Origin of the sequence: Pseudidiomarina andamanensis, from assembly GCF_009734345.1 — a bacterium.
In the GTDB taxonomy this organism is placed as follows: domain Bacteria; phylum Pseudomonadota; class Gammaproteobacteria; order Enterobacterales; family Alteromonadaceae; genus Pseudidiomarina; species Pseudidiomarina andamanensis.
This window is the reverse complement of the sequence record NZ_CP032551.1, coordinates 426,098-449,269: the sequence shown is the minus strand read 5'-3', so window position 1 is coordinate 449,269 and position 23,172 is coordinate 426,098. Positions and strand designations below refer to the sequence as shown.

Below are 23,172 nucleotides of genomic sequence, written 5' to 3'. Positions count from 1 at the left end.
ACTCGTTATAGTCGAACGCCACCGTCTATTTCTATCACACGTCCGCTAAAGAAGTCATTCTCAATAATATAACGCGCACTGTGGGCTATCTCTTCTGGCTGCCCCCAACGGCGTAACGGCACCATGCTCAATGCACGTTCAACTGCCTCAGGCTTCATTTGTGCAGTCATTGGCGTTTCGATAAATCCTGGTGCAATGGCACCACAACGAATACCAAAGCGACCTAGCTCACGTGCCCATGTGACCGTCATCGCAACCACGCCGGCTTTCGTTGCCGCATAGTTGGTCTGGCCAATATTACCGGCACGAGCAACACTTGAAATATTAATGATAACGCCGCCGTTGCCAGCTTTTGCCATATGAGCCGATGCCTCGCGGCCACATAAAAAGCTACCGGTTAAGTTAACATCCAATACTGATTGGAACTGTTGTAACGGCATTTTGTGAGTAATCTCACCGTCTTTGCACTTAATCAACATACCGTCGCGCAAAATACCCGCGTTATTAATCAACACGTTCACCGCGCCAAAGTCTGCTACGATGTCATTAAATACCTGCTCAACAGCTGCTTCGTCGGTTACGTTCACAACGTAGCCTTTAACCTTCTTGGCACCTTTAGCCGTACAAATACCTTCAGCTTCAGTCAGCGTGTCGGCATTCATATCAATCAGCGCCAATTGCGCGCCTTCTGCGGCAAAATGTTCAGCCATCGCGCGGCCCAAACCTTGGGCGCCACCGGTAATAACAATGGTACTTTCAGCAATTTTCATAATTTCCCCGTTCGTTATCGGTTATTTTTTATTCGCTTTAACGAAATTAAAGATACTGGAGAAGTCTTCACGACCGTGTCCAAGCTGTGACCAACTGCGATACAAGTTGTGAGTTAAACCACCCATTGGGGTCGCCGCACCGCTAGCTAACGCCGCTTGCTGTGCCAGGCCAAGGTCTTTACTCATCAAGTCAACTAAAAAGCCACCTTGGTAGCCGTTGCTTGAAGGCACATTATCCATCACACCAGGGCAAGGATTATATACATCTAAAGTCCAGTTGCTACCGGAACTCTTCGACATAATCTCCGACAGCACTTTCGGATCAAGACCATGAGCAATGCCCAACTGCAACGCTTCCGAAGTACCAATCATTAACACCGACAGCAACATATTGTTGCAGATTTTCGCAACTTGACCAGCGCCTGTATCACCGGCACGGAAGATGTTTTTGCCCATGTGTTGCAATACATCGCGCGCACGATCAACTGCGGTTGTATCACCACCACAGATAAAGGTCAGCGTACCGGCCTTCGCGCCACCAACACCACCAGAAACTGGTGCATCAATAAACGAAATACCTTCCGCTGCTAATGCTTGACCAACCTTACGTGCTGTTTCTGCGCTAATCGTACTGCAGTCAATCACGAGTGTGCTGCTTGGTAATTCGTGAATCAAGCCATTATCACCCAAGTAAACACTCTCAACGTGTTTATCTGCAGGTAACATGGTAATCACGAAATCAACGCCTTGCGCCGCTTCATTGGCCGAGCCGGCCACGCTGCAACCGGCGTCTTTCGCTGCCTGCAATGCTACTTCTGCTAAATCAAAAACTTTAACCTGATGGCCGCCTTTGAAAAGGTTTGCAGCCATCGGGCCGCCCATATTGCCAAGCCCAATAAATCCAACATTCGCCATAAGAACCTCGTTATTCGTTGCTCGTTATTCGTTGTTCGTTATTCGTTGTTCGTTATTCGTTGTTCGTTATTCGTTGTTCATTATTCGTCCGCTGCGCTATTCGAACAGTGCGAAGCACGTACGAACAGTGAGCAAAGCGAACGCACGAATAACGAACAACGCTTTTTATCACTTACCTAAAGTTGCGAGTGGGTGATCAGCTGCCGCCCATGGCGACGTGAAAAAGCCATCAACCTCTTCAGCCGAAACCTCACCAACCGAACCATGCTGCCACTTCGGCTGCTTATCCTTATCAATTAACAGCGCGCGAATACCCTCTGCGAAATCGCCGCGCATCGCACATTGAACCGATAAGGTTAATTCAAGACGGAAGCAGTCAGCTAAACTCAAATCAGCGCCGTGTTGTAATTGATTCCACACAATATGAGCAGTCATTGGACAACCTGCCGCCAGGGTTTGACGGGCGCGAGCTAGCCATTTGTCATCGGTCGTATCATTCACAATTGCATTAACAACGGCTTCGATGTCAGCACCTTGCGTCAACTTTTTAATCAATTGCTGGTGGGCTTCCACTTGTCCAGCAGGACGCTGATTGCTATCGCGCATGCCAATGCCATTGAGAACATCAGTCACTTTTTGGTGATTCAATGCAGCGGTATCGCCCCACTTCACGTCTTTCAAGCCTGCGAGTACGTCGTCTTTACTGGTGCTTGCCACAAAATGATCCGCCAGTTTCAAATACAGCGCATCTGTCGCGTTCATGTGCGCGCCAGTGAGCCCTAAGAATAGGCCACAGCCCTCAGGCATTTGATTCAAAAAGTGGGTCGCGCCAACATCAGGGTACAAACCAATCGTCACTTCCGGCATAGCCAACAACGAGCGCTCAGTCACAATACGATGGCTGGCACCGTTCATGAGGCCCATACCACCGCCCATCACAATGCCGTGCCCCCAAAGCACAAGCGGCTTTGGGAAGGTGTGAATGGCGTAATCAAGTCGGTATTCTTGGCTAAAAAAGTCAGCAACCTCATCAACCAACACGCCTGGCTTCGCTTGCATGGCTTTGTACATGGCCACAATATCGCCACCAGCGCAGAAAGCTTTCTCACCCGCCCCTTGCATAAATACGCAGGCAATAGCGTCATCGTTTGCCCATTGCTGCAGCTGTGGTTGCAACAGCTGAATCATAGGTAAGCTTAACGCGTTCAATGATTTTTCTGAGTTTAGGGTGATGATACCAATGCGTTTGCCGTTACTTGCTTCAAGCTCGTCGAACAATACTACTGGATCCATAATGACCTCCTTTTAAGACAGAAAAGCCACCCTTAAAGGATGGCTCGGTCCATATCGGCGAGTAGGCGGCGTGCGATAATCACCCGCATAATTTCGTTGGTGCCCTCAAGAATTTGATGCACGCGTACATCGCGCACATGACGTTCAAGCGGGTATTCCTTGATGTAACCGTAACCGCCGTGAATTTGCAGCGCTTCGTTACACACTTGGAAGCCAACGTCGGTGGCAAAACGTTTTGCCATCGCGCAATAGGTGGTTTTATCTGGATCGTTGCTATCAACTTTGAATGCCGCCAAGCGAACCATCTGACGCGCAGCAACAAGCTCGGTAGCCATATCAGCTAGCTTAAACTGCAACGCTTGGAAGTGGCCTAGCTCTTTACCGAACTGCGTGCGTTCGTGCATGTAGTTGGTTGCTGTTTCTAACGCTGCTTGCGCAGTGCCGACTGAGCATACCGCGATATTAATACGGCCGCCGTCTAGTCCCATCATGGCAAACTTAAAGCCTTCGCCTTCTTCGCCAAGCAAATTATCAGCCGGAATACGAACATCTTCAAAAGTAACCAAACGAGTTGGCTGAGCATTCCAGCCCATCTTCGCTTCTTTTTTGCCGTAGCTAATACCAGCTGCATCAGCTGGTACGACAAATGCAGAAATACCTTTCGGCCCAGCTTCACCAGTGCGCGCCATAACAACGAGTACGTCGGTACTACCGGCACCTGAGATGAACATTTTCGAGCCGTTTAACACGTACTCATCGCCATCTTTTTTCGCAGTGGTTCGCAAGCTTGCCGCATCAGACCCAGCACCAGGTTCAGTCAAACAATAAGAACCTAACTTCTCACCCGTCACTAATTCTGGAACCCACTGTTCAATCACATCTGGTTTCGCGAACGAGCCAATCATCCAAGTTACCATGTTGTGAATGGTCATCATGGCGGTGGTGGCGGTACAACCCATCGATAATTGTTCAAAAATCAACGCCGCGTCTAATCGACTCATGCCGAAGCCGCCGGCGTCTTCTGGGGTGTACATACCCATAAAGCCCATTTCACCGGCTTTACGGAATACTTCAACTGGGAAGTGTGATTCTTCATCCCACTGCGCAGCAAATGGCGCAAGTTCTTTCTCAGCAAAAGCTTTTGCCGTATCGACAAAAGCTTGTTGGTCGTCAGTTAAATTAAAGTTCATGACAACGTCCTATTACTTCAAATGAATCGTCATATTTGGACCATTGGCATCAGCGATATCGCTTTCAAACCAACGAGCTGTAATGGTTTTGGTTTCACTGTAGAAGCGCACCGCTTGCTTACCATAAGCATGCAAGTCACCAAAGAATGACCCTTTCCAGCCGGTGAATGAGAAGAACGGCAGTGGTACCGGAATTGGAATGTTGATACCCACTTGACCAACTTCAACGTTGTGCTGATATTTACGCGCCGCTGCACCGCTTGCCGTAAAGATTGACGTACCGTTGCCGTATGGGTTCGCATTGACCATGGCTAATGCGTCATCGAGTGTTTCAACTTCAGTGGCGCACAATACTGGACCGAAAATCTCATTCTTGTAGATTTCCATGTCGGTGGTCACTTTACCAAACATAGTTGGACCAACCCAGTTACCGTTCGGGAAACCTTCAACTTTACAGTTGCGACCATCAACTAACAGCTCAGCACCTTCTTTTTGGCCTTGCGCAATAAAGTTCTCAACGCGCTGCTTCGCTTGCGGACTGATCACTGGACCGTAAGCTGCATCTTTATCGTTCCACGCGCCTGGCTTCACTTTCGCAAGTTCAGCAGCAACTTCCGGAATCCACTCACGTGCCGCACCAACGAATACCGCAACAGAAATCGCCATACAACGCTGACCCGCAGCACCTACCGAAGCACCAACCAGGTTGCTAATCACTTGTGATTTGTTGGCATCAGGCATGATCACGCAGTGGTTTTTCGCACCAGCAAATGCTTGAACGCGTTTCATGTTTTCAGTACCGCGGCGATAGATGTATTGACCTACAGCCACTGAACCAACAAACGAAATCGCGCGTACGGCAGGTTCGTCTAATAAGAAGTCAACCTGCTCTTTACCGCCGTGAATAACTTGCAACACGCCTTTTGGAGCGCCTGCTTGCTCGAACAACTCAACCAAACGCGTTGGCGTTAATGGATCTTGCTCAGATGGTTTCAAAATGAATGTGTTACCGCAGGCAATCGCCAGTGGGAACATCCAAAGTGGAATCATCGCAGGGAAGTTAAATGGTGTAATACCCGCACAAACACCAAGTGGCTGTGTGTAGCTGTAGCTGTCAATGCCGCGCGCAACGTTCTCAACCGTTTCACCCATCAGCAATGATGGAATGTTCGCTGCATGCTCAACTACTTCGATACCACGCCATACGTCGCCTTTCGCATCATCAAAGGTTTTGCCGGTTTCGCTGGCAAGAATCTCAGCAATTTCATCATGGTGCTCTTTCAGCAACGCTTGATAACGCATCATCACACGCGCACGCTCAGAAACTGGCACTTCTTTCCAAGTCAAAAACGCTTTTTTCGCGCTCTCAACCGCTTTTTTCATCTCGTCTTGTGTCGCGCAAGGTGCTTGTGCAATCACTTCTTGCGTGGCTGGGTTGGTCACGTCAATCCAGTTACTGGTGTTCGACTGCACGAATTCGCCGTCGATAAATAAAGGAACTTTCTTGCTCATCTGTATAACCTCTTTATTGAATTCGTTACTCGTTATTCGTTATTCGTTATTGGTTATTCGTTATTCGTTATTCGAAAAAGACAAAAACCAATCAAAAATGGTTCAAAAATTCACACATCGAAAAGCGCTCAAACCTCGATACAGAGTTAACGAGCAAACAACGCTCACGAATAACCAATAACGAATAACGACTAACGCTTTTGCCGTTCATTCATTGTCGTTGTTTTCGAAGTCCTTTAACATCGACGATTTTGCCCCTATAATGGACAAAATTGCGATCTCGGAGCCTTCCATGAGCCAACCTTCATCGTGGCCACTTCCAACGGGAAGTTCACGCGTTGTTTTGCCATTACAATTGACCCGACAACTAGCTCGCCATCCACTGACGAAACATTTATATCCGCTTGCATACGGACATTATGTCGATGCCCAAGGGCACCAAGTAGAACGCCAGCAACACACCGATTACCTACTCATATTTTGCCATCGCGGTAGCGGCTGGTATCGAACCGAGACGGCCAGCGGCACGCTCCGTGCTGGACAATTATTGCTATTACCAGCTGGGCAGGCTCACGCTTATGCAGCGCACGCCGAACAGCCCTGGAGCATTTACTGGGCACACTTTCAAGGTTCCGCAGCAGCGGCATGCCCTGAATTTCTTGAATTAACCGACCAGCAACCGGTATTAACGCTAGCTCGCTGGCGACAACTTATTCCAGTGGTTACCGACCTACTCAATTTGCAAACCCAACGTCATCAGTTTGCCGCGGCGGTGGTCGCCGCCAGTTTACTGCAGCGAATTATTGCTGAATTACCGCGCTTAACGGCAACCATGCAGGCGCCACAAGGCTTTGATTTACCGGCACTCGAACGCTTTATGTACGACAACTCGCATCGCGACTTAAGCCTAGACGATTTTGCTGATTTTGCTGGGTTATCGCGCTTTCATTTCAGCAAAAAATTCAAACAATTCACTGGTACTAGCCCGATGCGTTACTTTAATCAAATTCGGGTTAAAATAGCCTGTCAGTTGTTAGATGCTTCAACCGATTCAATTCGTCAAATCAGTCAACAACTCGGTTTCGATGACCCGTATTATTTTTCGCGACTGTTTAAGAAAACGATGGGTATATCACCGCAGTACTATCGCGAAAGTTCTGCAACCAAAAGCGCAAATTAAAAAAGGAAAATAACTATGTGGATACTTTGGGCTGTGACCGCACTATGGGCTGCAAGCTTTTCACTCATCGGGGAGTTTCTTGCCGGCCATGTCGACGGTTATATTGCCGTATTTATCCGCATGATCCTTGCGCTTGCTTTGTTTTTACCGCTTTGGCGCCCTGCTCGTCTTGCTTTTCGACAGCAATGGCAGCTCGCCGTTATTGGTGCCATTCAAATTGGCGTGATGTATCTTTTCCTCTACCACGCATTTCTTTATCTATCCGTTCCTGAAGTACTTTTATTTACGATTTTTACGCCACTTTATGTGACGCTTATCGACGACGTGATTTTCCAACGTCGACATTTACCGGCTCGTTGGTGGCTTGCAGCGGTTGTCGCCGTCATTGGTGCCGCCGTCATCCGCTTTGAAACACTTAGCGATTCATTTGTCATTGGCTTCTTATTGATTCAAGCAGCCAACCTATGTTTCGCGGCTGGGCAAGTCTTTTATAAACGACTCGAACTTGGTGATGCTCGTAATCAAGTACACGCCTTCGCCCTATTCTTCATTGGCGCCACCGCTGCATCTGGTATTGCGATGGCACTCTTTGCCGATTTCTCTAAAGTACCAACAACCCAGCTAGAATGGGGTATTTTACTGTGGCTTGGTCTCGGCGCATCCGGCCTTGGTTATCTGGCATGGAACCTTGGTGCGAAGCGCGTTAACGTTGCCCAACTTGCCACCATGAATAATATGCTTATTCCAGCGGGCTTGCTGATTAACTATGCGTTTTGGGGTCAAGCCGTAGACTGGCCACGGCTTGCCCTCGGCGGTGCCATTCTGATTAGCTCAGTATGGCTCGCGTCAAAACGATCAAGCTAGATCATTTCAACAGCGACAGCTACGGCTTCGCCGCCACCAATACAAAGCGACGTAATACCACGTTGCTTGCCGCGCTGTTTCAGCGCGTGCAGCAACGTAACGAGCAAACGTGCGCCGCTGGCACCAATTGGGTGACCAAGTGCGCAAGCGCCGCCATGAACATTCACTTTGTCATGGTCAATATCCATTTGCTGCATAGCGAGCATGGTCACCATCGCGAAGGCTTCGTTAATTTCCCACAAGTCAACGTCGTCTTTATTCCATTGAACCTTATCGAGCAATTTGTTCATCGCACCAATTGGCGCCACGGTAAATTCAGCTGGCGCTTGTGAGTGCGTCGCATGCCCGACAACACGTGCTAACGGTTTTAAGCCTCGCGCTTTCGCTTCGCTTTCACGCATCAATACCAATGCGGCAGCACCGTCTGAAATTGAGCTCGAGTTCGCTGCCGTAATCGTGCCATCTTTGGCAAACGCTGGGCGTAAACCTGGAATTTTATCCGGCATGGCTTTGCCTGGTTGCTCATCAATTTCAACGGTAACATCGCCCTTACGCGTGCTGTAGGTGACCGGCACAATTTCATCTTTGAACAAACCGTCTTTAATTGCTGTTTGAGCGCGGCTTAATGAAGCCAAAGCAAAGTTATCCATCGCTTCACGACCAAGACCATAGTCATCAGCAGTGCTCTGTGCATAACAGCCCATAGCCTTGCCTTCGTAAGCATCTTCAAGACCATCCAACATCATGTGATCATAAATGGCATCGTGGCCCATGCGGAAACCTGCGCGCGCTTTTTTCAGCAAATAAGGCGCATTCGACATGCTTTCCATGCCACCAGCTACCACCACATCGGCCGAACCAACATGAATTAAATCATGCGCGAACATCACCGCTTTCAAGCCAGAACCGCACACTTTATTAATGGTTGTCGCGCCAGCACTGCGCGGTAGCCCTGCATACAATGTTGCCTGACGCGCAGGCGCCTGCCCTAAACCGGCCGGCAACACGTTGCCCATAATGACTTCCTGCACGTCGTCGCCACGCAACCCGCTCTCTGCAAGCGCTGCTTTGATGGCGATGGCGCCTAAATTGGGGGCGCTCACTTCGGTCAAACTGCCTTGAAAGCCACCCATTGGGGTGCGTTTGGCGGCAACAATCACTACTGCATCAGACATAAATACTCCCTTGAAGACCCAAAAACGTTATTCGTTATTCGTTATTCGTTATTCGAGAATACAATGACGTCTAGCTTTCAAACTATCGCATCGCGCTACTTCCGATTTTATACGAAATAACCATTGAGCGAGCTGAGCGAACGAATAACCAGTAACGAATAACGAATAACGAATAACGAATAACGCTTTTCGGCTTTTCTTACCTTTACGTTAACGTCAACTTGTTTTAAGCTTAACGCTCTCAACCATGACAAGCAAGCAAAAATGAACGCAACAACCATCTACAGCATCGGCGAATTAGCCCGCGAATTCGACATTACCACTCGTAGCATCCGGTTTTACGAAGACCAAGGCCTACTATCGCCCAAGCGACAGGGGCAAACACGGCTTTATACGAATAAAGATCGTGTACGTTTGAAGCTTATTTTACGGGGTAAACGGCTTGGGTTCTCGTTGGCAGAAACCAAAAATTTGTTTGACTTGTATGACATGGAAAATAGCAGCGCACGTCAGCTGCATACCGTTTTAGCGTTGATTGATGACAAGAAAATGTCACTCAAGCAACAACTTGAAGATATTAAGGTTCTTTTAGTAGAGCTCACCAACTTAGAAGATCGTTGTCGCGATGAACTTGCTGAAATTGGAGCAGATCAATCGACAACAAGTTCTGCAGTAGCAAATCAGGAGTAGTTATGATTAGTCAGTACACCACCTTTAATTTCGGCCTTGGTGAAACCGCGGAAATGATTCGCGAATCAGTCAATGCCTTTGCTCGTGATGAAATTGCACCACGTGCTGCGGAAATTGATGAGAAAAATGAATTCCCTGCTGATTTGTGGCGCAAAATGGGTGACCTCGGCTTACTCGGTATGACGGTTCCTGAAGAGTTCGGTGGTTCTGGTCTTGGTTACCTCGAACACGTTGTCGCGATGGAAGAGATCAGCCGCGCATCTGCTTCAGTTGGATTAAGTTACGGCGCACACTCAAATCTTTGTGTAAACCAAATTGCCCGCAACGGTAATCAGGCACAAAAAGAAAAATATCTACCGAAATTATGCAGTGGCGAGCATGTTGGTGCGTTAGCAATGAGCGAACCGAATGCGGGCTCTGACGTGGTCAGCATGAAACTACGCGCTGAACTGCAAGGCGACCACTACGTGCTTAACGGTAATAAGATGTGGATCACCAACGGTCCTGATGCCGATGTACTTGTGGTTTATGCGAAAACGTCGCCTGATAAAAACTCACGCGGTATTACTGCGTTTATTGTTGAAAAAGATTTTGCTGGTTTTAGCACCGCTCAGAAGCTGGATAAATTAGGTATGCGTGGTTCGAATACCTGTGAACTAGTATTTGAAAACTGCAAAGTTCCTGCTGAAAACGTCCTAGGCGAAGTCGACTGCGGTGTTGAAGTGCTAATGAGCGGTCTCGATTATGAGCGCGCTGTGCTTGCGGCAGGACCATGCGGCATCATGCAAGCTTGTCTTGATGTGGTAGTTCCCTACGTTCACGACCGCAAGCAATTCGGCAAAGCCATCGGGGAGTTCCAATTAGTGCAAGGGAAAGTTGCAGACATGTACACCCGTACCAACGCGGCTCGTGCTTATGTTTATGCCGTTGCGCAGTCATGCGACCGCGGTGAAACTACGCGTAAAGATGCTGCTGGAGCCATATTGTATGCTGCTGAATTAGCGACACAATTGGCTCTTGATGCCATTCAATTACTGGGCGGAAACGGTTACATTAACGAGTATCCGACCGGGCGCTTATTGCGCGACGCAAAATTGTATGAAATTGGCGCCGGCACCTCAGAGATTCGTCGTATGTTGATTGGCCGCGAGCTATTCAGCGAATCAGCTTAATTTTGCGCAACTAATTATCAGGAGTCGCAATCGTGACGGTATTAACCAGCACAGTGAACCCAAAAGACGAGACGTTTTTGGCGAATCAACAAGCCATGCAAGAAGTGGTTGACGATTTATTTGCTAAAGCAGAACAAATTAAACAAGGTGGCGGCCCGAAATACCAAGAACGCCATCTATCTCGCGGTAAGTTATTAGCGCGCCAACGTATCGAAAAATTACTCGACAGCGGTTCGCCATTTCTTGAAATTGGCCAATTTGCAGCGTGGGATTGTTACGAAGATTACGTTCCTGCTGCGGGCGTGGTTGCCGGAATTGGTCGTGTTGAAGGTGTGCAATGTATGATTGTTGCCAACGACGCGACGGTAAAAGGTGGTACTTACTACCCGTTGACGGTGAAAAAACACCTTCGTGCGCAAGAAATAGCCGAGCGCTGTCACCTACCCTGTATCTATTTAGTAGATTCAGGTGGCGCAAACTTGCCGCGCCAAGACGAAGTATTTCCAGACCGTGATCACTTCGGTCGTATCTTCTTTAACCAAGCCAACATGTCTGCGAAGGGCATTCCACAGATTGCTGTGGTTATGGGTCTTTGTACTGCAGGTGGCGCCTACGTGCCGGCGATGGCAGATGAAAGTATCATTGTTAAAGAGCAAGGCACCATTTTCTTAGCTGGGCCACCGTTAGTTAAAGCGGCGACAGGTGAAGAAGTAAGCGCGGAAGAGCTTGGCGGTGCCGATGTTCACACCCGCGTGTCTGGCGTCGCCGATCATTTTGCAATGAATGATGAACATGCTTTGGCGCTCGCGCGTCGGTCTGTTGCTCGATTAAATTATCGCGGTGCAGAACCGGTTCAGCCAAGCGAAGTGAAAGAACCTCGCTTCGATGCCAAAGAGCTATACGGCATTGTGGGTACCGATTTACGTAAACCATACGACGTGCGTGAAGTGATTGCGCGCATTGTTGATGACTCTGATTTCGACGAGTTTAAACAGAATTACGGTAATACGTTGGTTACTGGCTTTGCTCGTATTCACGGCTATCCGGTCGGAATTGTTGCCAACAACGGTATTTTGTTCTCAGAGTCAGCACAAAAAGGCGCGCACTTCATTGAGCTGTGCGCGCAACGGAAAATTCCGTTAGTGTTTTTGCAAAATATTACCGGCTTCATGGTTGGTAAAAAGTACGAAGCTGAAGGTATTGCAAAACACGGCGCCAAAATGGTGACCGCAGTAAGCTGTGCCCAAGTACCTAAGTTCACTGTTCTCATTGGTGGCAGTTATGGTGCAGGTAACTATGGTATGTGTGGCCGCGCCTACGACCCAACCTTAATGTTCATGTGGCCAAACGCTCGTATTTCTGTGATGGGCGGTGAGCAAGCTGCCGGCGTTATGGCGCAAGTCACCAAAGATAACTTGGCACGTAAAGGCGAAACCATGAGCGCCGAAGACGAGCAGAAGCTTAAACAGCCGATTATCGATACCTACGAAAAACAGGGTCATCCCTACTATGCTTCGGCACGGCTATGGGACGATGGCATTATCGATCCGGCGCAAACACGCACTGTTTTAGGGCTCAGCTTAGCCGCTGCCAACAATGCACCAATTGCCGACACCAAGTTCGGCGTATTCCGGATGTAAGGAGGCGTTATGGCATACCAAGCAATCGATCTCACGATCAGTGGTCACGTGGCGTATCTGACTTTAAATCGACCAGAGGTTCATAATGCCTTTGATGACAGCATGATCGCCGAACTTTTACATGCTCTCGATGACGTTCGCGCCAATGACAATGTTCGCGTCCTCGTTCTGCAATCAAATGGCAAAAACTTCTCAGCGGGCGCTGATTTAGGCTGGATGCGCTCCATGGCCGCTAAAAATTACGATGAGAATATTGCTGACGCGGGTGAACTATCACGCCTTATGCAAGAGCTTGACGAGTTACCAAAGCCCACCATTGCCCTAGTGCAAGGGGCAGCATTTGGTGGTGCCGTTGGCTTAGCGGCCTGTTGTGATATCGCGCTCGCAACGCCTGCTAGTAGCTTCTGCTTAAGCGAAGTGAAAATCGGCTTGATTCCGGCTGTCATCAGCCCATACGTCATGCGCGCCATCGGCACTCGTCAATCACGTCGTTATATGGTTACGGCTGAGCGTTTTGGTGCGGAAATAGCCCACCAAATTGGTTTGGTACACGAAGTCGTTGACGATCTACAAACTGCTGTACGTCCATTAATTGACAGTTTGGTTACCAACAGTCCGGCGGCAGTTAGCGCGGCCAAGCAGCTTGCATTAGATATCGATCAACAGCCGCTCAACGCAAATACACGACGCGTGACCATTGAACGTATCGCAGAAATTCGGGTTTCGGCAGAAGGCCAAGAAGGCCTCAGTGCATTTTTAGAAAAGCGCGCGCCGAACTGGAAAACAACTCAATAATTAAGGAACAGCAATGTTGCAAAAATTGCTAATTGCTAACCGCGGCGAAATTGCTTGCCGCATTATCAAAACGGCTAGAGAACTGGGTGTGCGTACTGTAGCGGTTTACTCTGATGCAGATCGTCACTCCCAACACGTACAGTTAGCCGATGAGAGTATTCATATTGGCGCCGCGCCAAGTGCGGAGAGTTATCTGGTCATCGATAAAATTATTGCCGCCGCAAAGCAAACCGGCGCCGATGCCATTCACCCTGGTTATGGCTTTTTATCAGAGAACGAAGATTTTGCCGACGCGTGTGCTAGCAACAATATTATCTTTGTTGGGCCACCAACCAGTGCCATTGCTGCAATGGGTTCGAAGAGCGCCGCCAAAGCAATTATGAGCGAAGCTGGCGTACCGCTGGTGCCGGGCTATCACGGTAGTGAGCAAAGCGCTGAAAAATTGCGTACCGAAGCCGAAAAAATTGGTTACCCAGTGCTGTTAAAGGCAGCTTATGGTGGTGGCGGTAAAGGCATGCGCGTGGTCGAGAACGCAAAACAATTTGATGAAGCCTTGAGCTCAGCTAAACGCGAAGCGCAAGCCTCGTTTGGCAATGACAAAATGCTCGTGGAAAAATTCATCGGCAACCCACGCCATGTCGAAATTCAAGTATTTTGTGATGAGCACGGCAACGCTGTTTATCTAGCTGAGCGCGACTGCTCGGTACAACGTCGCCATCAAAAGGTCATTGAAGAAGCACCAGCACCATCCATGAGCACCAATACCCGTCAAGCGATGGGCGAAGCCGCTGTGCGTGCTGCGCAAGCGATTGATTATGTTGGCGCCGGTACCGTTGAGTTCTTACTGGATACTGACAACAAATTCTACTTCATGGAAATGAATACGCGTTTGCAAGTGGAGCATCCAGTCACTGAAATGGTGACGGGTCAAGACTTGGTTGCGTGGCAACTTATGGTGGCTAGTGGCGAACCCCTGCCCCTAGCTCAAGATCAGATTGAAGTGAACGGCCATTCATTTGAAGCACGAATTTATGCCGAAGACCCCGATCATGAGTTTTTGCCAAGCACCGGAACGCTGCACGTGCTGCAACCACCTGCAAGTAACGATTATGTGCGCATCGATAGCGGCGTTATCGCTGGCGATGAAGTCAGCTCATACTATGATCCAATGATCGCCAAACTCATTGTTTGGGGTGAGAACCGCACCGTTGCGCTGCGTCGACTTATTCAAGCACTAAACGACTATCGCGTTGCTGGTGTACGCACCAATATTGATTTCTTACGACGTATTGCCAGCCACAAGAAATTTGGCCAAGCAGAATTAACCACTCGCTTTATTGAAAAATATGAAGCGGACTTGTTCCCAGACACAAGCCATTTGGTGAACGACTATGCGGTAATGGCAACTTTGGCTGAACGCTTTGATGAAAAATCAGTGGGCAACCAAAATCCATGGTTTACCCAACATAGTTTTCGTTTAAACCAACCGCGGCAATTCGGCCTCAACCTGCAATATGGTGACACTATTCACGATATTCAGTTGGTTGAGCGCAAGCAATCTTGGTATCAAGTTGACAGCAACGACGCGTGGCAAGTTGATCGTATTGGCGAGCAGTGGTTCTTTAGCAAGAATGGCCACCGCTTCCAAGCCCACATTTTACGTGCAGAGCACGATATTGTCGTGATGACCGAGCACGCGAGCTTGCGTTTCAATCGCCATAATGTCACTGATACACTTGAGCAAGAGACTGCAGCTGGCAGCCTCACTGCACCAATGAATGGTACAGTCGTTCAGGTGATGGTTAAAGCTGGCGATACTGTCACTGCAGACCAAGCACTGGTGATTATGGAAGCGATGAAGATGGAATATACCATTCGTGCACCACGCGACGGTGAAATTGCCCAAGTATTCTATCAAGCTGGTGATCTTGTCAGTGATGGCGCTGAATTGATTAGTTTGAAAGATGAATAAGGATACCCCATGAGTTTGCCGCAACAGGTGAAAATTGTTGAAGTTGGCCCACGTGATGGGTTGCAAAACGAGCAAGCAGTGCCCGTTGAGGCGAAAATTGAACTCGTGAATGCGTTGGCGCGCGCTGGCTTGTCGTATATTGAGACTGGTGCCTTCGTGAGCCCTAAATGGGTACCGCAAATGGCTGACAGCGCCGCGGTATTTGCTGGTATCGAACGCCTCGACAATCGCACCTACGCCGCTTTAACGCCAAATTTAAAAGGCTTCGAAGCGGCTATCGCTGCTGGAGCCGATGAAGTGGCCATATTTGGTGCGGCATCAGAAGCCTTTAGCCAAAAAAATATCAATTGCAGCATTGCCGAAAGTCTCGAACGCTTCGCGCCGGTAATCGAAGCGGCACAAGCACAAAATATGAAAGTACGCGGCTATGTGAGCTGTGTGCTGGGTTGTCCTTATCAAGGTGAGGTCAGTCTTACCGACGTAGCGTATGTAGCCGAAAAACTCTGGCAAATGGGCTGTTATGAAATATCTCTTGGCGACACTATCGGTGTCGGTACCCCACTCCATGCGCAGCGCATGTTAAGCGCTGTCGCAGATAAAGTGCCAATGCAACAACTCGCATTACACTTCCATAATACCTACGGCCAAGCGCTGGCGAACATTGCCAGCTGTTTACCTATGGGGGTTGCCACGCTTGATAGCGCGGTAGCTGGGCTTGGCGGCTGTCCTTATGCCAAAGGGGCCAGCGGCAATGTCGCGACCGAAGATGTGGTGTACATGCTGCATGGTATGGGGATTGATACGGGAGTTGATCTCAACCAACTCGTACATGCTGGCGCGGCAATTTGCCAACACTTGAATCATGGTCCGCGCTCAAATGTTGCACTCGCAGAATTAGCTAAACAGGAACACACAAAATGACAACTAAAATCATGTGGCAACCTGACGCAAACCAAATTGCAGCCGCTCGCATGACCGATTTCATGCAGAGCGTGAACCGCGAACACGGCACTAACCTAGAAACATATAGCCAACTTCACGATTGGTCTGTTCAACATCATGAAATTTTTTGGCGTGGCATTTGGAACTATTTTGATGTGATTGGCAATGCCGGTGAGCGCACGCTTATCGACGGCGACAAAATTCCTGGTGCGCAATGGTTTCCTTATGCAAAACTAAATTTCGCAGAAAATCTTCTGCGGTATCAAGATGATCATATCGCCCTCGTTTTTCGCGGCGAAAATGGCGCGCGACAACAATTAACTTACGCCGAATTGCGCCATGAGGTCGCTGCATTAGCTGCAGCCTTCAAACAACAAGGCGTTGTTGCCGGTGATCGTGTTGCAGCAATGATGCCAAACTGTATTGAAACCATTATTGCAATGTTGGCAACCACAAGCTTAGGCGCTATTTGGTCAAGTTGCTCCCCCGATTTTGGCGTACAAGGTGTGGTCGATCGGTTTGGCCAAATTGAGCCAAAACTCTTTATTACCGTTGACGGTTACTTTTATAACGGCAAGCAACTCGACATCAGCGAAAAAGTAAACGCCATTCGTGCTGAACTCAGCTCGGTTGAAACCACAATTATCGTTAATTTTGCAGGTTTTGAGCATCAATATGACGCTAGCTCGATAGCCTGGAACGACTATCTCGACCGCTCGGTAACCACGCTAGAATTTGTGCGTATGCCGTTCAATGCGCCGCTATACATCATGTTTAGTTCGGGTACCACCGGTGTGCCAAAATGCATTGTTCACGGTATTGGTGGCACCTTATTGCAACACATGAAAGAGCATGCCTTGCATACGGACATTGATCGCGACGATGTGTTTTTCTATTTCACCACGTGCGGCTGGATGATGTGGAATTGGCTGGTTTCCGGCCTTGCTCAAGGTGCAACACTGGTGTTGTTTGACGGTTCACCATTTTATCCAGGCCCTGCTGTGCTCTGGGATATTGCCGAGCAAGAGCAAATCAGTGTGTTTGGTACGAGCGCCAAGTATCTTTCTGCGCTTGAGAAAGCTGAGTATACGCCGCGCACGAAGCATAACTTGAACGCATTGCGATCTATTCTAACTACTGGTTCTGTGCTGGCACCTGAAAGCTTTGATTTTGTTTATCGCGACATTAAATCTAACCTGTGCTTATCATCAATTTCAGGTGGTACCGACATTGTCTCTTGTTTTGCGCTTGGTAACCCGATTTTGCCAGTACATCGCGGCGAGCTGCAATGCAAAGGCCTTGGCCTAGACGTACAAGTATTCAATGATGATGGAAAAACCGTCGAGCAAGAAAAAGGCGAGCTAGTATGCTGTAATAGCTTCCCTTGTATGCCGATAGGGTTCTGGAACGATAACGATGGCCAACGTTACTTTAATGCCTATTTTGCTCGTTTTGAAAATACGTGGGCGCATGGTGACTATGCTGAAGTGACCGCCAACGACGGCGTGATCATCTACGGTCGCTCTGACGCGGTTCTCAATCCAGGTGGCGTGCGTATTGGTACTGCGGAAATTTACCGCCAAGTTGAAAAAATTGATTGCGTGCTAGAAAGCATTGCCATTGGTCAACGCTGGCAAGATGACGAACGTGTTGTGTTATTTGTACGCTTACGTGAGGGCGTAACGCTTGACGATGCCTTGCAACAAGAGATTCGACAGATTATTCGACGCAACGCAACGCCTCGCCATGTACCTGCGGTGATTGCCCAAGTGACGGATATTCCGCGCACCATTAGTGGCAAGATCGTAGAGCTAGCCGTTCGCCAAGTGGTGCATGGTGAAACAGTAAAAAATACCGATGCTTTAGCGAATCCCGAGGCATTAGAGCAGTTCCGTAATCGCCCCGAACTTGAGTCATAGAGCTTAGGCAATAAAAATAACAATAGGAATTCCGGCATGAAGCAATGGCGTTCTCTGATCATCACCGCTGTAACAGGGCTGTCAATAACCATCGCTGCAGCTCTGATACTCGAGCAATACGATCACAAACGCATTGCAGAGCGCATGCGGGCCGACGCACAAAGCTTAGAGGGCAATGTGCGCGGCAGCTTAATTCGTTTACTTTATGCAGGCGAAATTGCTGGCGAGCTATTAAAGATGAGTGATAGCGGCCCAGCGCAACAACTCCCACAGCTTCGTCGGGCGGTGAACTCCTTCTATCAATCGGTTCAACACATTACCGTTCTAGATGAACAACTAAACTTCGTTGATCAAGAGCTCTTAAACGGTGCAGAACAGATTATTGTCGATAGTTATCAGGGTACCGCTGAACAGGTCATGAAACTGCAACAATCAACTGACACAGCCACCCTCATGCCTGCTCATAATCTCTCGTTGAACGCCCACGATTTGGCATTATTCTTGCCAATTATCAACGTTGATCAACGTTATTACGTGGCAATGGTCATTGATGTACCCGAGTTGCTGAAAAGCACCATTCATCATCACATCATTGAGGGATATCAAGTTGAAGTTAAACAGAATAACGATTTAATTTACGCTTTCAGTGGAGAGCAGCAATTCAAAAATAGCTGGAATACTGACTTTACGATTCGCGTTGCGAACCAACAATGGCAATTTATGGTGTGGCCAACACCATTAAAATTTTCAGAAATGCATGTGATTAATTCCTACATTGTGCCGCTATTAGGCATGTTCATAACTGGTTTCTTTATGCTGTTGGTATTTCGTATGAAGTTGCAGCAGCAGCGTTATGAGCGACTGAAAACCAACAATGCAGAATTAATGCAGCAGTTGCAAAAACGCGACGAAGTCGAACAACAGCTGGCTTATCTATCCGAGCATGATGCATTAACCGAGGTGCCGAATCGAAACGCCCTCCTCCGCTATTTACATGAGCGACTTCCAGAGTTAGCGATTAAACAAGGGCAACTGGTCGCGATTCAACTCAATGTCGATCATTTTAAAGAAATTAATAATGCACTTGGCCATAAAATTGGTGATGAATTATTACGCCGTCTTGCCCACCGTATTCAACGTTGCCCAGTTAAATTTGATTTCATTGCTCGTATTGGCGGCGATGAATTTTTAGTGGTGAAAGAAGGCGTGACAACCGATCAACAAGCAACTGAAATTGCTGATCAGTTAGTTCGTATTGTGAAACCGGAGTTTTACATCAACAGTCATGAAGTTTATGCGTCGGCATCAATGGGAATTGCCTTCGCCAATGATGCCGATTTTGATGCCGATAATCTGTTGCGTCATACCGATGCGGCTTTAAACCAAGCGAAAAAATCGGACTATCATGGCATCAATATTTACAATCGTTCACACCAGTCCGAGCTCTCAAAACGTCAATTTTTGTTAGAGCAATTGCATAAGGCCGTTGAAGCACACCGCGTCGAAGTTCATTATCAACCAATTTTTGACCTGCGCTCGAAGGATGTGACAGGATTGGAAGCTCTTATGCGTTGGCGCCAAGATGATGGCGAATTAGCGCTACCGGAAGAGTTTTTATCACTCATTGAAGACACCGGTTTGATTGTGCCGCTCACCGACAACCTACTGAAAAAAGTTCTCAATGATTATGGGCAATGGCTTGCGGATGACCACGCACAATTGACCATTCACATCAATTTATCGGGTAAGCAATTAGCTTTACCTGAATTTCCAGACTTGTTACAGACAAATCTACGCCGCTATAACGTGCCGCCGGAAAACTTGTACATAGAAATTCATGAAGACTTGTACTGCAGCCATGCATGTCAAAAAGACGGCGTACTCGCAAAATTAAGAGCTATCGGCGTGAAATTAACGGTTGATGGTACTGGTTTAAACTTCACTAGCATGAAAGCCATGCAAATATGTCCGCCTTATTTACTTAAAATAAGTCAGGTACTTCTGAGTGACATTCCTCACAATAGAGTGCAGGCGCTAATTGCCGACACCATGATAAAATTTGCCCATGAACGAAGCATTCATATTTGTGCGGTGGGTGTAGAAACACAGCAACAGATTGATTTTTTATTGCAGCGTGATTGTTTATCCGCGCAGGGCTATTTCCTCGCGCGCCCTGTTCCAGCAGAACAAGTTCAAAGTATGCTCGAACACCCTGATCAAACAAATAATGACACGCCTTACCAGGAGTAAATTATGCAACGCGAAAGTATGGAATTTGATGTCGTAGTAGTTGGTGCAGGCCCTGCGGGTTTAAGCTGCGCCATACGCCTTGCCCAGCAGGCACAAGAAAACGATCAAGAATTAATGATTTGTGTGGTCGAAAAAGGCTCTGAAGTAGGCGCCCATATTTTATCGGGTGCCGTATTTGAACCGCGGGCGTTGAACGAATTGTTCCCTGATTGGAAAGAGCGCGGTGCGCCACTCAACACGGAAGTAACTGGCGACGACATAATGTTATTGAAGAGCGCCGAGAAAGCAACGAAGTTACCCGGTTTCATGGTGCCAAAGACATTCCACAATAAAGGCAATTACATCGCCAGTATGGGGAACGTCTGTCGTTGGTTAGCAGAACAGGCTGAGCAACTTGGAGTAGAAATATTCCCTGGCTTCCCCGCCGCTGACATTATTTTAGAAGATGATCGTGTCGCAGGCATCATTACCGGCGATATGGGCATAGACAGTAAAGGCGAACAAAAACCTGGTTTTGAACCTGGCATGGAGCTTCGCGCAAAATACACGGTTTTCGCAGAAGGTTGCCGAGGTCATCTAGGTAAGCGTTTGCAAGAGCAATTCAACCTCACTGAAGGCAAATCACCGCAACACTACGCAATTGGTTTCAAAGAGATATGGGATATTCCAGCAGAACAACACCAGCCAGGACTGGTTGTTCATACCACCGGTTGGCCGCTTACTGACGATGCTAGCGGTGGTGGCTACTTGTACCACGCTGAAGATGGCCAAGTGTATGTGGGCTTAATTGTCGATTTGAATTACCGCAATCCGTACTTAAACCCATTTGGCGAATTCCAAAAATTTAAAACGCATTCTGAAATAGCAAAAACGCTCAAAGGCGGCAAACGTGTCACCTATGGCGCACGTGCTATTGCCAAAGGTGGTTTCTATGCCTTACCGAAAATGACGTTTGCAGGGGGGGTTTTGGTTGGCTGCAACGCCGGTACGCTCAACTTTGCCAAAATCAAAGGCAACCACACCGCAATGAAATCAGGCATGTTAGCCGCCGAGAGCATCTTCGCAGCATTACAACACGATGAAACCCCTGTTGAGTTGCAAGATTTCGCTGAGCGCTTTGAAAAGTCATGGCTCTATGAAGAACTGTATTGTTCACGTAACTTTGGGCCAGCCGTTCACAAATTCGGCACCATATTGGGCGGGGCTTACAACACGGTTGACCAAAATTGGTTCGGTGGAAAATTACCGTTCACCATTAAAGATGAGAGCACTGACCACAGCCAAATGCGTAAAGCGAGTGAATGCAAACCGTTGGATTATCCGAAACCGGATAATAAATTAACCTTCGATCGTTTATCCTCGGTATTTTTATCGAATACGAACCATGAAGAAGACCAACCGTGTCATCTTCAATTGAAGGATAACTCAATTCCATTAACAGTAAACCTTCCAGAATACGCCGAGCCCGCACAACGGTACTGCCCTGCGGGTGTATATGAAGTGGTTGAGGAAAACGGTGAAGCCGTATTTAAAATTAATGCGCAAAACTGTATTCACTGTAAAACATGTGACATTAAAGATCCGTCACAGAATATAACTTGGGTAACACCAGAAGGAACTGGCGGACCAAATTATCCAAATATGTAATTCATTTAATTAAATTAACTTTGTGTGTAAGATATTTAAGACAAATTTTTAAGATTGTCGTCTTAATAAACTTCGTATTAAATTAATTACACACATTGTTAATAATTTGGACTAACTATGAGCGAGTTTTTAAAAATCTTAAACCATGGACGACGTTTAAAGGCAGCAGTAAAGGAACTATCTGTCACTGAACTAGAAGAAGTACGCGAAAAATTAAATAAAGTTATTGAAGAGCGGAAAGAAGAAGAGGCCGAGCTTAAAAAGCTTGAAGTAGAAAAACAGCGAAAAATCGAAGAAGTAAAACGCTTTATTGATGAAGCTGGAATTGATTTAGCCGAATTAGTTGGTGAGCCTTCAGTCACAGCAAAAGTAAAAACCAAACGTACGCCAAAACCACCAAAATACGAAATTACCGATAACGATGGTAACCGCGTAACTTGGACCGGACAAGGTCGCATGCCTAAAGCATTAAAAGCAGCTGTCGATTCCGGTAAATCTTTAGAAGACTTTCTCATTTAAACAAAAAAGCCCCGCTAAGCGGGGCTTTTTATTTCACTATTTAAAATTAATGAACGGTAATATTCACATCACCCACACCAGCATCCACACTGACTCGATGTTTTCCGTCAGAATTAGCTCGGCTATTCGCTGTCATTAAAAAGCGATTATTTTCAATATTGCCTAACCCTCTAATTGTGCTATCACCAACACCAATATCCGTTTTAATTGTTTTATAGTCGCCGTAAATATCTAAATCAACTTCACCAACACCCAGGTCAATGTTGATGTTCGTGGTCCACAAATTCCCACTAATTTCACCCACACCAAGATCGGTCTCAACGCGGCTAACTTTCGGTAGTTTAACAACCCAATCCAATTGAATACCGTCTTGCTTTGGCACACGAAGTGTTAATTGATCACCTGCTTGCTCAGCAATAAGCTCAGCGTCTTCAACATTACCTTCTTTGTCAAAAACAGTGTCATCATCTTTATAGGCACGAATAGATACTTCCATCACATCGCCTTCAGTGCGCTCAAACGTAATGGTTCCTACGCCAGAGTCAAAACTAACTTCCGTTGCATTGGTTACGGTGTATTCAGCAGCGATGTGCTTTTCGTGTTGTTGCGCAGAAGCTGTAAATGGCAAGCTGATCACGGTAATACCAGCGATCATTCCTAAAGCAATACTCCAAGTGGTGCGTTGACGGTTCATTGTTGTTGTCTCCGTAATTATTAATGTTGTCAT

19 protein-coding genes are annotated in these 23,172 nt (G+C 47.5%); 12 read left to right on the top strand and 7 right to left on the bottom strand.

The features are described 5' to 3' along the window. Positions 1–5: 5 nt before the first annotated feature. The 5 genes from D3795_RS02145 to D3795_RS02125 all read right to left on the bottom strand — a co-directional run bounded on the left by D3795_RS02145 (position 6) and on the right by D3795_RS02125 (position 5,680). Positions 6–770, bottom strand: coding sequence for an SDR family oxidoreductase (locus tag D3795_RS02145; RefSeq protein ID WP_156265949.1), 765 nt, complete (start codon positions 768–770; stop codon positions 6–8). A 21-nt stretch (positions 771–791) separates the two neighbouring features. Further along, on the bottom strand, positions 792–1,685 hold the full coding sequence (gene mmsB / locus D3795_RS02140) for a 3-hydroxyisobutyrate dehydrogenase (protein ID WP_156265948.1): 894 nt from the start codon (positions 1,683–1,685) through the stop codon (positions 792–794). A 168-nt stretch (positions 1,686–1,853) separates the two neighbouring features. Continuing rightward, positions 1,854–2,978 carry an enoyl-CoA hydratase/isomerase family protein gene (locus D3795_RS02135; RefSeq protein WP_156265947.1) on the bottom strand — a complete coding sequence of 375 codons (1,125 nt, stop codon included), beginning with the start codon at positions 2,976–2,978 and terminating at the stop codon, positions 1,854–1,856. 32 nt (positions 2,979–3,010) lie between these two features. Then, on the bottom strand, positions 3,011–4,168 hold the full coding sequence (locus D3795_RS02130; protein ID WP_156265946.1) for an acyl-CoA dehydrogenase family protein: 1,158 nt from the start codon (positions 4,166–4,168) through the stop codon (positions 3,011–3,013). A 12-nt stretch (positions 4,169–4,180) separates the two neighbouring features. Next, positions 4,181–5,680, bottom strand: a complete 1,500-nt coding sequence (locus tag D3795_RS02125; protein WP_156265945.1) for a CoA-acylating methylmalonate-semialdehyde dehydrogenase — start codon at positions 5,678–5,680, stop codon at positions 4,181–4,183. 292 nt (positions 5,681–5,972) lie between these two features. Between D3795_RS02125 and D3795_RS02120 the strand changes: the two genes are divergently transcribed. After that, the gene (locus D3795_RS02120) at positions 5,973–6,860 is read left to right on the top strand and encodes a helix-turn-helix transcriptional regulator (protein ID WP_156265944.1); all 888 of its coding nucleotides are present in this window, start codon (positions 5,973–5,975) and stop codon (positions 6,858–6,860) included. Between the two features lie 15 nt (positions 6,861–6,875). Beyond that, a complete protein-coding gene (locus D3795_RS02115) occupies positions 6,876–7,724 on the top strand; it encodes an EamA family transporter (RefSeq protein ID WP_156265943.1) in 849 nt (282 codons plus the stop codon). On the opposite strand, the gene D3795_RS02110 is transcribed toward D3795_RS02115, so the two are convergent. Next, positions 7,721–8,899: an acetyl-CoA C-acyltransferase gene (locus D3795_RS02110; protein ID WP_156265942.1), complete on the bottom strand. Its 1,179-nt coding sequence runs from the start codon at positions 8,897–8,899 to the stop codon at positions 7,721–7,723. The genes D3795_RS02115 and D3795_RS02110 overlap by 4 nt on opposite strands. Positions 8,900–9,163: 264 nt before the next feature. Between D3795_RS02110 and D3795_RS02105 the strand changes: the two genes are divergently transcribed. The 10 genes from D3795_RS02105 (at position 9,164) to D3795_RS02060 (ending at position 22,445) form a co-directional block, all read left to right on the top strand. Continuing rightward, positions 9,164–9,589 carry a MerR family transcriptional regulator gene (locus tag D3795_RS02105; protein WP_156265941.1) on the top strand — a complete coding sequence of 142 codons (426 nt, stop codon included), beginning with the start codon at positions 9,164–9,166 and terminating at the stop codon, positions 9,587–9,589. A gap of 2 nt (positions 9,590–9,591) precedes the next feature. Further along, positions 9,592–10,761 carry an isovaleryl-CoA dehydrogenase gene (locus D3795_RS02100; RefSeq protein ID WP_156265940.1) on the top strand — a complete coding sequence of 390 codons (1,170 nt, stop codon included), beginning with the start codon at positions 9,592–9,594 and terminating at the stop codon, positions 10,759–10,761. A 32-nt stretch (positions 10,762–10,793) separates the two neighbouring features. After that, positions 10,794–12,401 (top strand): carboxyl transferase domain-containing protein, encoded by a 1,608-nt coding sequence (locus D3795_RS02095; protein ID WP_156265939.1) that lies wholly within the window; start codon positions 10,794–10,796, stop codon positions 12,399–12,401. A gap of 9 nt (positions 12,402–12,410) precedes the next feature. After that, positions 12,411–13,196 (top strand): enoyl-CoA hydratase-related protein, encoded by a 786-nt coding sequence (locus D3795_RS02090; RefSeq protein WP_156265938.1) that lies wholly within the window; start codon positions 12,411–12,413, stop codon positions 13,194–13,196. Between the two features lie 13 nt (positions 13,197–13,209). Next, on the top strand, positions 13,210–15,168 hold the full coding sequence (locus D3795_RS02085) for an acetyl/propionyl/methylcrotonyl-CoA carboxylase subunit alpha (protein WP_156265937.1): 1,959 nt from the start codon (positions 13,210–13,212) through the stop codon (positions 15,166–15,168). Between the two features lie 9 nt (positions 15,169–15,177). Then, a complete protein-coding gene (locus D3795_RS02080; RefSeq protein WP_156265936.1) occupies positions 15,178–16,089 on the top strand; it encodes a hydroxymethylglutaryl-CoA lyase in 912 nt (303 codons plus the stop codon). Continuing rightward, entirely contained in the window at positions 16,086–18,029 is a 1,944-nt protein-coding gene (locus D3795_RS02075; RefSeq protein ID WP_156265935.1) for an acetoacetate--CoA ligase, read from the top strand. Before D3795_RS02080 ends, D3795_RS02075 begins: the two co-directional genes overlap by 4 nt. Before the next feature lie 36 nt (positions 18,030–18,065). Then, positions 18,066–20,279 carry a putative bifunctional diguanylate cyclase/phosphodiesterase gene (locus D3795_RS02070; protein WP_156265934.1) on the top strand — a complete coding sequence of 738 codons (2,214 nt, stop codon included), beginning with the start codon at positions 18,066–18,068 and terminating at the stop codon, positions 20,277–20,279. 3 nt (positions 20,280–20,282) lie between these two features. After that, positions 20,283–21,926 (top strand): electron transfer flavoprotein-ubiquinone oxidoreductase, encoded by a 1,644-nt coding sequence (locus D3795_RS02065; protein WP_156265933.1) that lies wholly within the window; start codon positions 20,283–20,285, stop codon positions 21,924–21,926. 117 nt (positions 21,927–22,043) lie between these two features. Next, positions 22,044–22,445, top strand: a complete 402-nt coding sequence (locus D3795_RS02060) for an H-NS histone family protein (protein WP_156265932.1) — start codon at positions 22,044–22,046, stop codon at positions 22,443–22,445. Positions 22,446–22,491: 46 nt separating this feature from the next. On the opposite strand, the gene D3795_RS02055 is transcribed toward D3795_RS02060, so the two are convergent. Then, positions 22,492–23,139, bottom strand: coding sequence for a hypothetical protein (locus D3795_RS02055; RefSeq protein WP_156265931.1), 648 nt, complete (start codon positions 23,137–23,139; stop codon positions 22,492–22,494). Positions 23,140–23,172: the final 33 nt, after the last annotated feature.

Coding starts and splice junctions, on each gene's coding strand:
- D3795_RS02085 (WP_156265937.1), top strand. CDS start 13,210: ATGTTGCAAAAATTGCTAATTGCTAACCGCGGCGAAATTGCTTGCCGC.
- D3795_RS02120 (WP_156265944.1), top strand. CDS start 5,973: ATGAGCCAACCTTCATCGTGGCCACTTCCAACGGGAAGTTCACGCGTT.
- D3795_RS02090 (WP_156265938.1), top strand. CDS start 12,411: ATGGCATACCAAGCAATCGATCTCACGATCAGTGGTCACGTGGCGTAT.
- D3795_RS02110 (WP_156265942.1), bottom strand. CDS start 8,899: ATGTCTGATGCAGTAGTGATTGTTGCCGCCAAACGCACCCCAATGGGT.
- D3795_RS02060 (WP_156265932.1), top strand. CDS start 22,044: ATGAGCGAGTTTTTAAAAATCTTAAACCATGGACGACGTTTAAAGGCA.
- mmsB (WP_156265948.1), bottom strand. CDS start 1,685: ATGGCGAATGTTGGATTTATTGGGCTTGGCAATATGGGCGGCCCGATG.
- D3795_RS02070 (WP_156265934.1), top strand. CDS start 18,066: ATGAAGCAATGGCGTTCTCTGATCATCACCGCTGTAACAGGGCTGTCA.
- D3795_RS02075 (WP_156265935.1), top strand. CDS start 16,086: ATGACAACTAAAATCATGTGGCAACCTGACGCAAACCAAATTGCAGCC.
- D3795_RS02145 (WP_156265949.1), bottom strand. CDS start 770: ATGAAAATTGCTGAAAGTACCATTGTTATTACCGGTGGCGCCCAAGGT.
- D3795_RS02125 (WP_156265945.1), bottom strand. CDS start 5,680: ATGAGCAAGAAAGTTCCTTTATTTATCGACGGCGAATTCGTGCAGTCG.
- D3795_RS02135 (WP_156265947.1), bottom strand. CDS start 2,978: ATGGATCCAGTAGTATTGTTCGACGAGCTTGAAGCAAGTAACGGCAAA.
- D3795_RS02100 (WP_156265940.1), top strand. CDS start 9,592: ATGATTAGTCAGTACACCACCTTTAATTTCGGCCTTGGTGAAACCGCG.
- D3795_RS02055 (WP_156265931.1), bottom strand. CDS start 23,139: ATGAACCGTCAACGCACCACTTGGAGTATTGCTTTAGGAATGATCGCT.
- D3795_RS02065 (WP_156265933.1), top strand. CDS start 20,283: ATGCAACGCGAAAGTATGGAATTTGATGTCGTAGTAGTTGGTGCAGGC.
- D3795_RS02080 (WP_156265936.1), top strand. CDS start 15,178: ATGAGTTTGCCGCAACAGGTGAAAATTGTTGAAGTTGGCCCACGTGAT.
- D3795_RS02115 (WP_156265943.1), top strand. CDS start 6,876: ATGTGGATACTTTGGGCTGTGACCGCACTATGGGCTGCAAGCTTTTCA.
- D3795_RS02130 (WP_156265946.1), bottom strand. CDS start 4,168: ATGAACTTTAATTTAACTGACGACCAACAAGCTTTTGTCGATACGGCA.
- D3795_RS02105 (WP_156265941.1), top strand. CDS start 9,164: ATGAACGCAACAACCATCTACAGCATCGGCGAATTAGCCCGCGAATTC.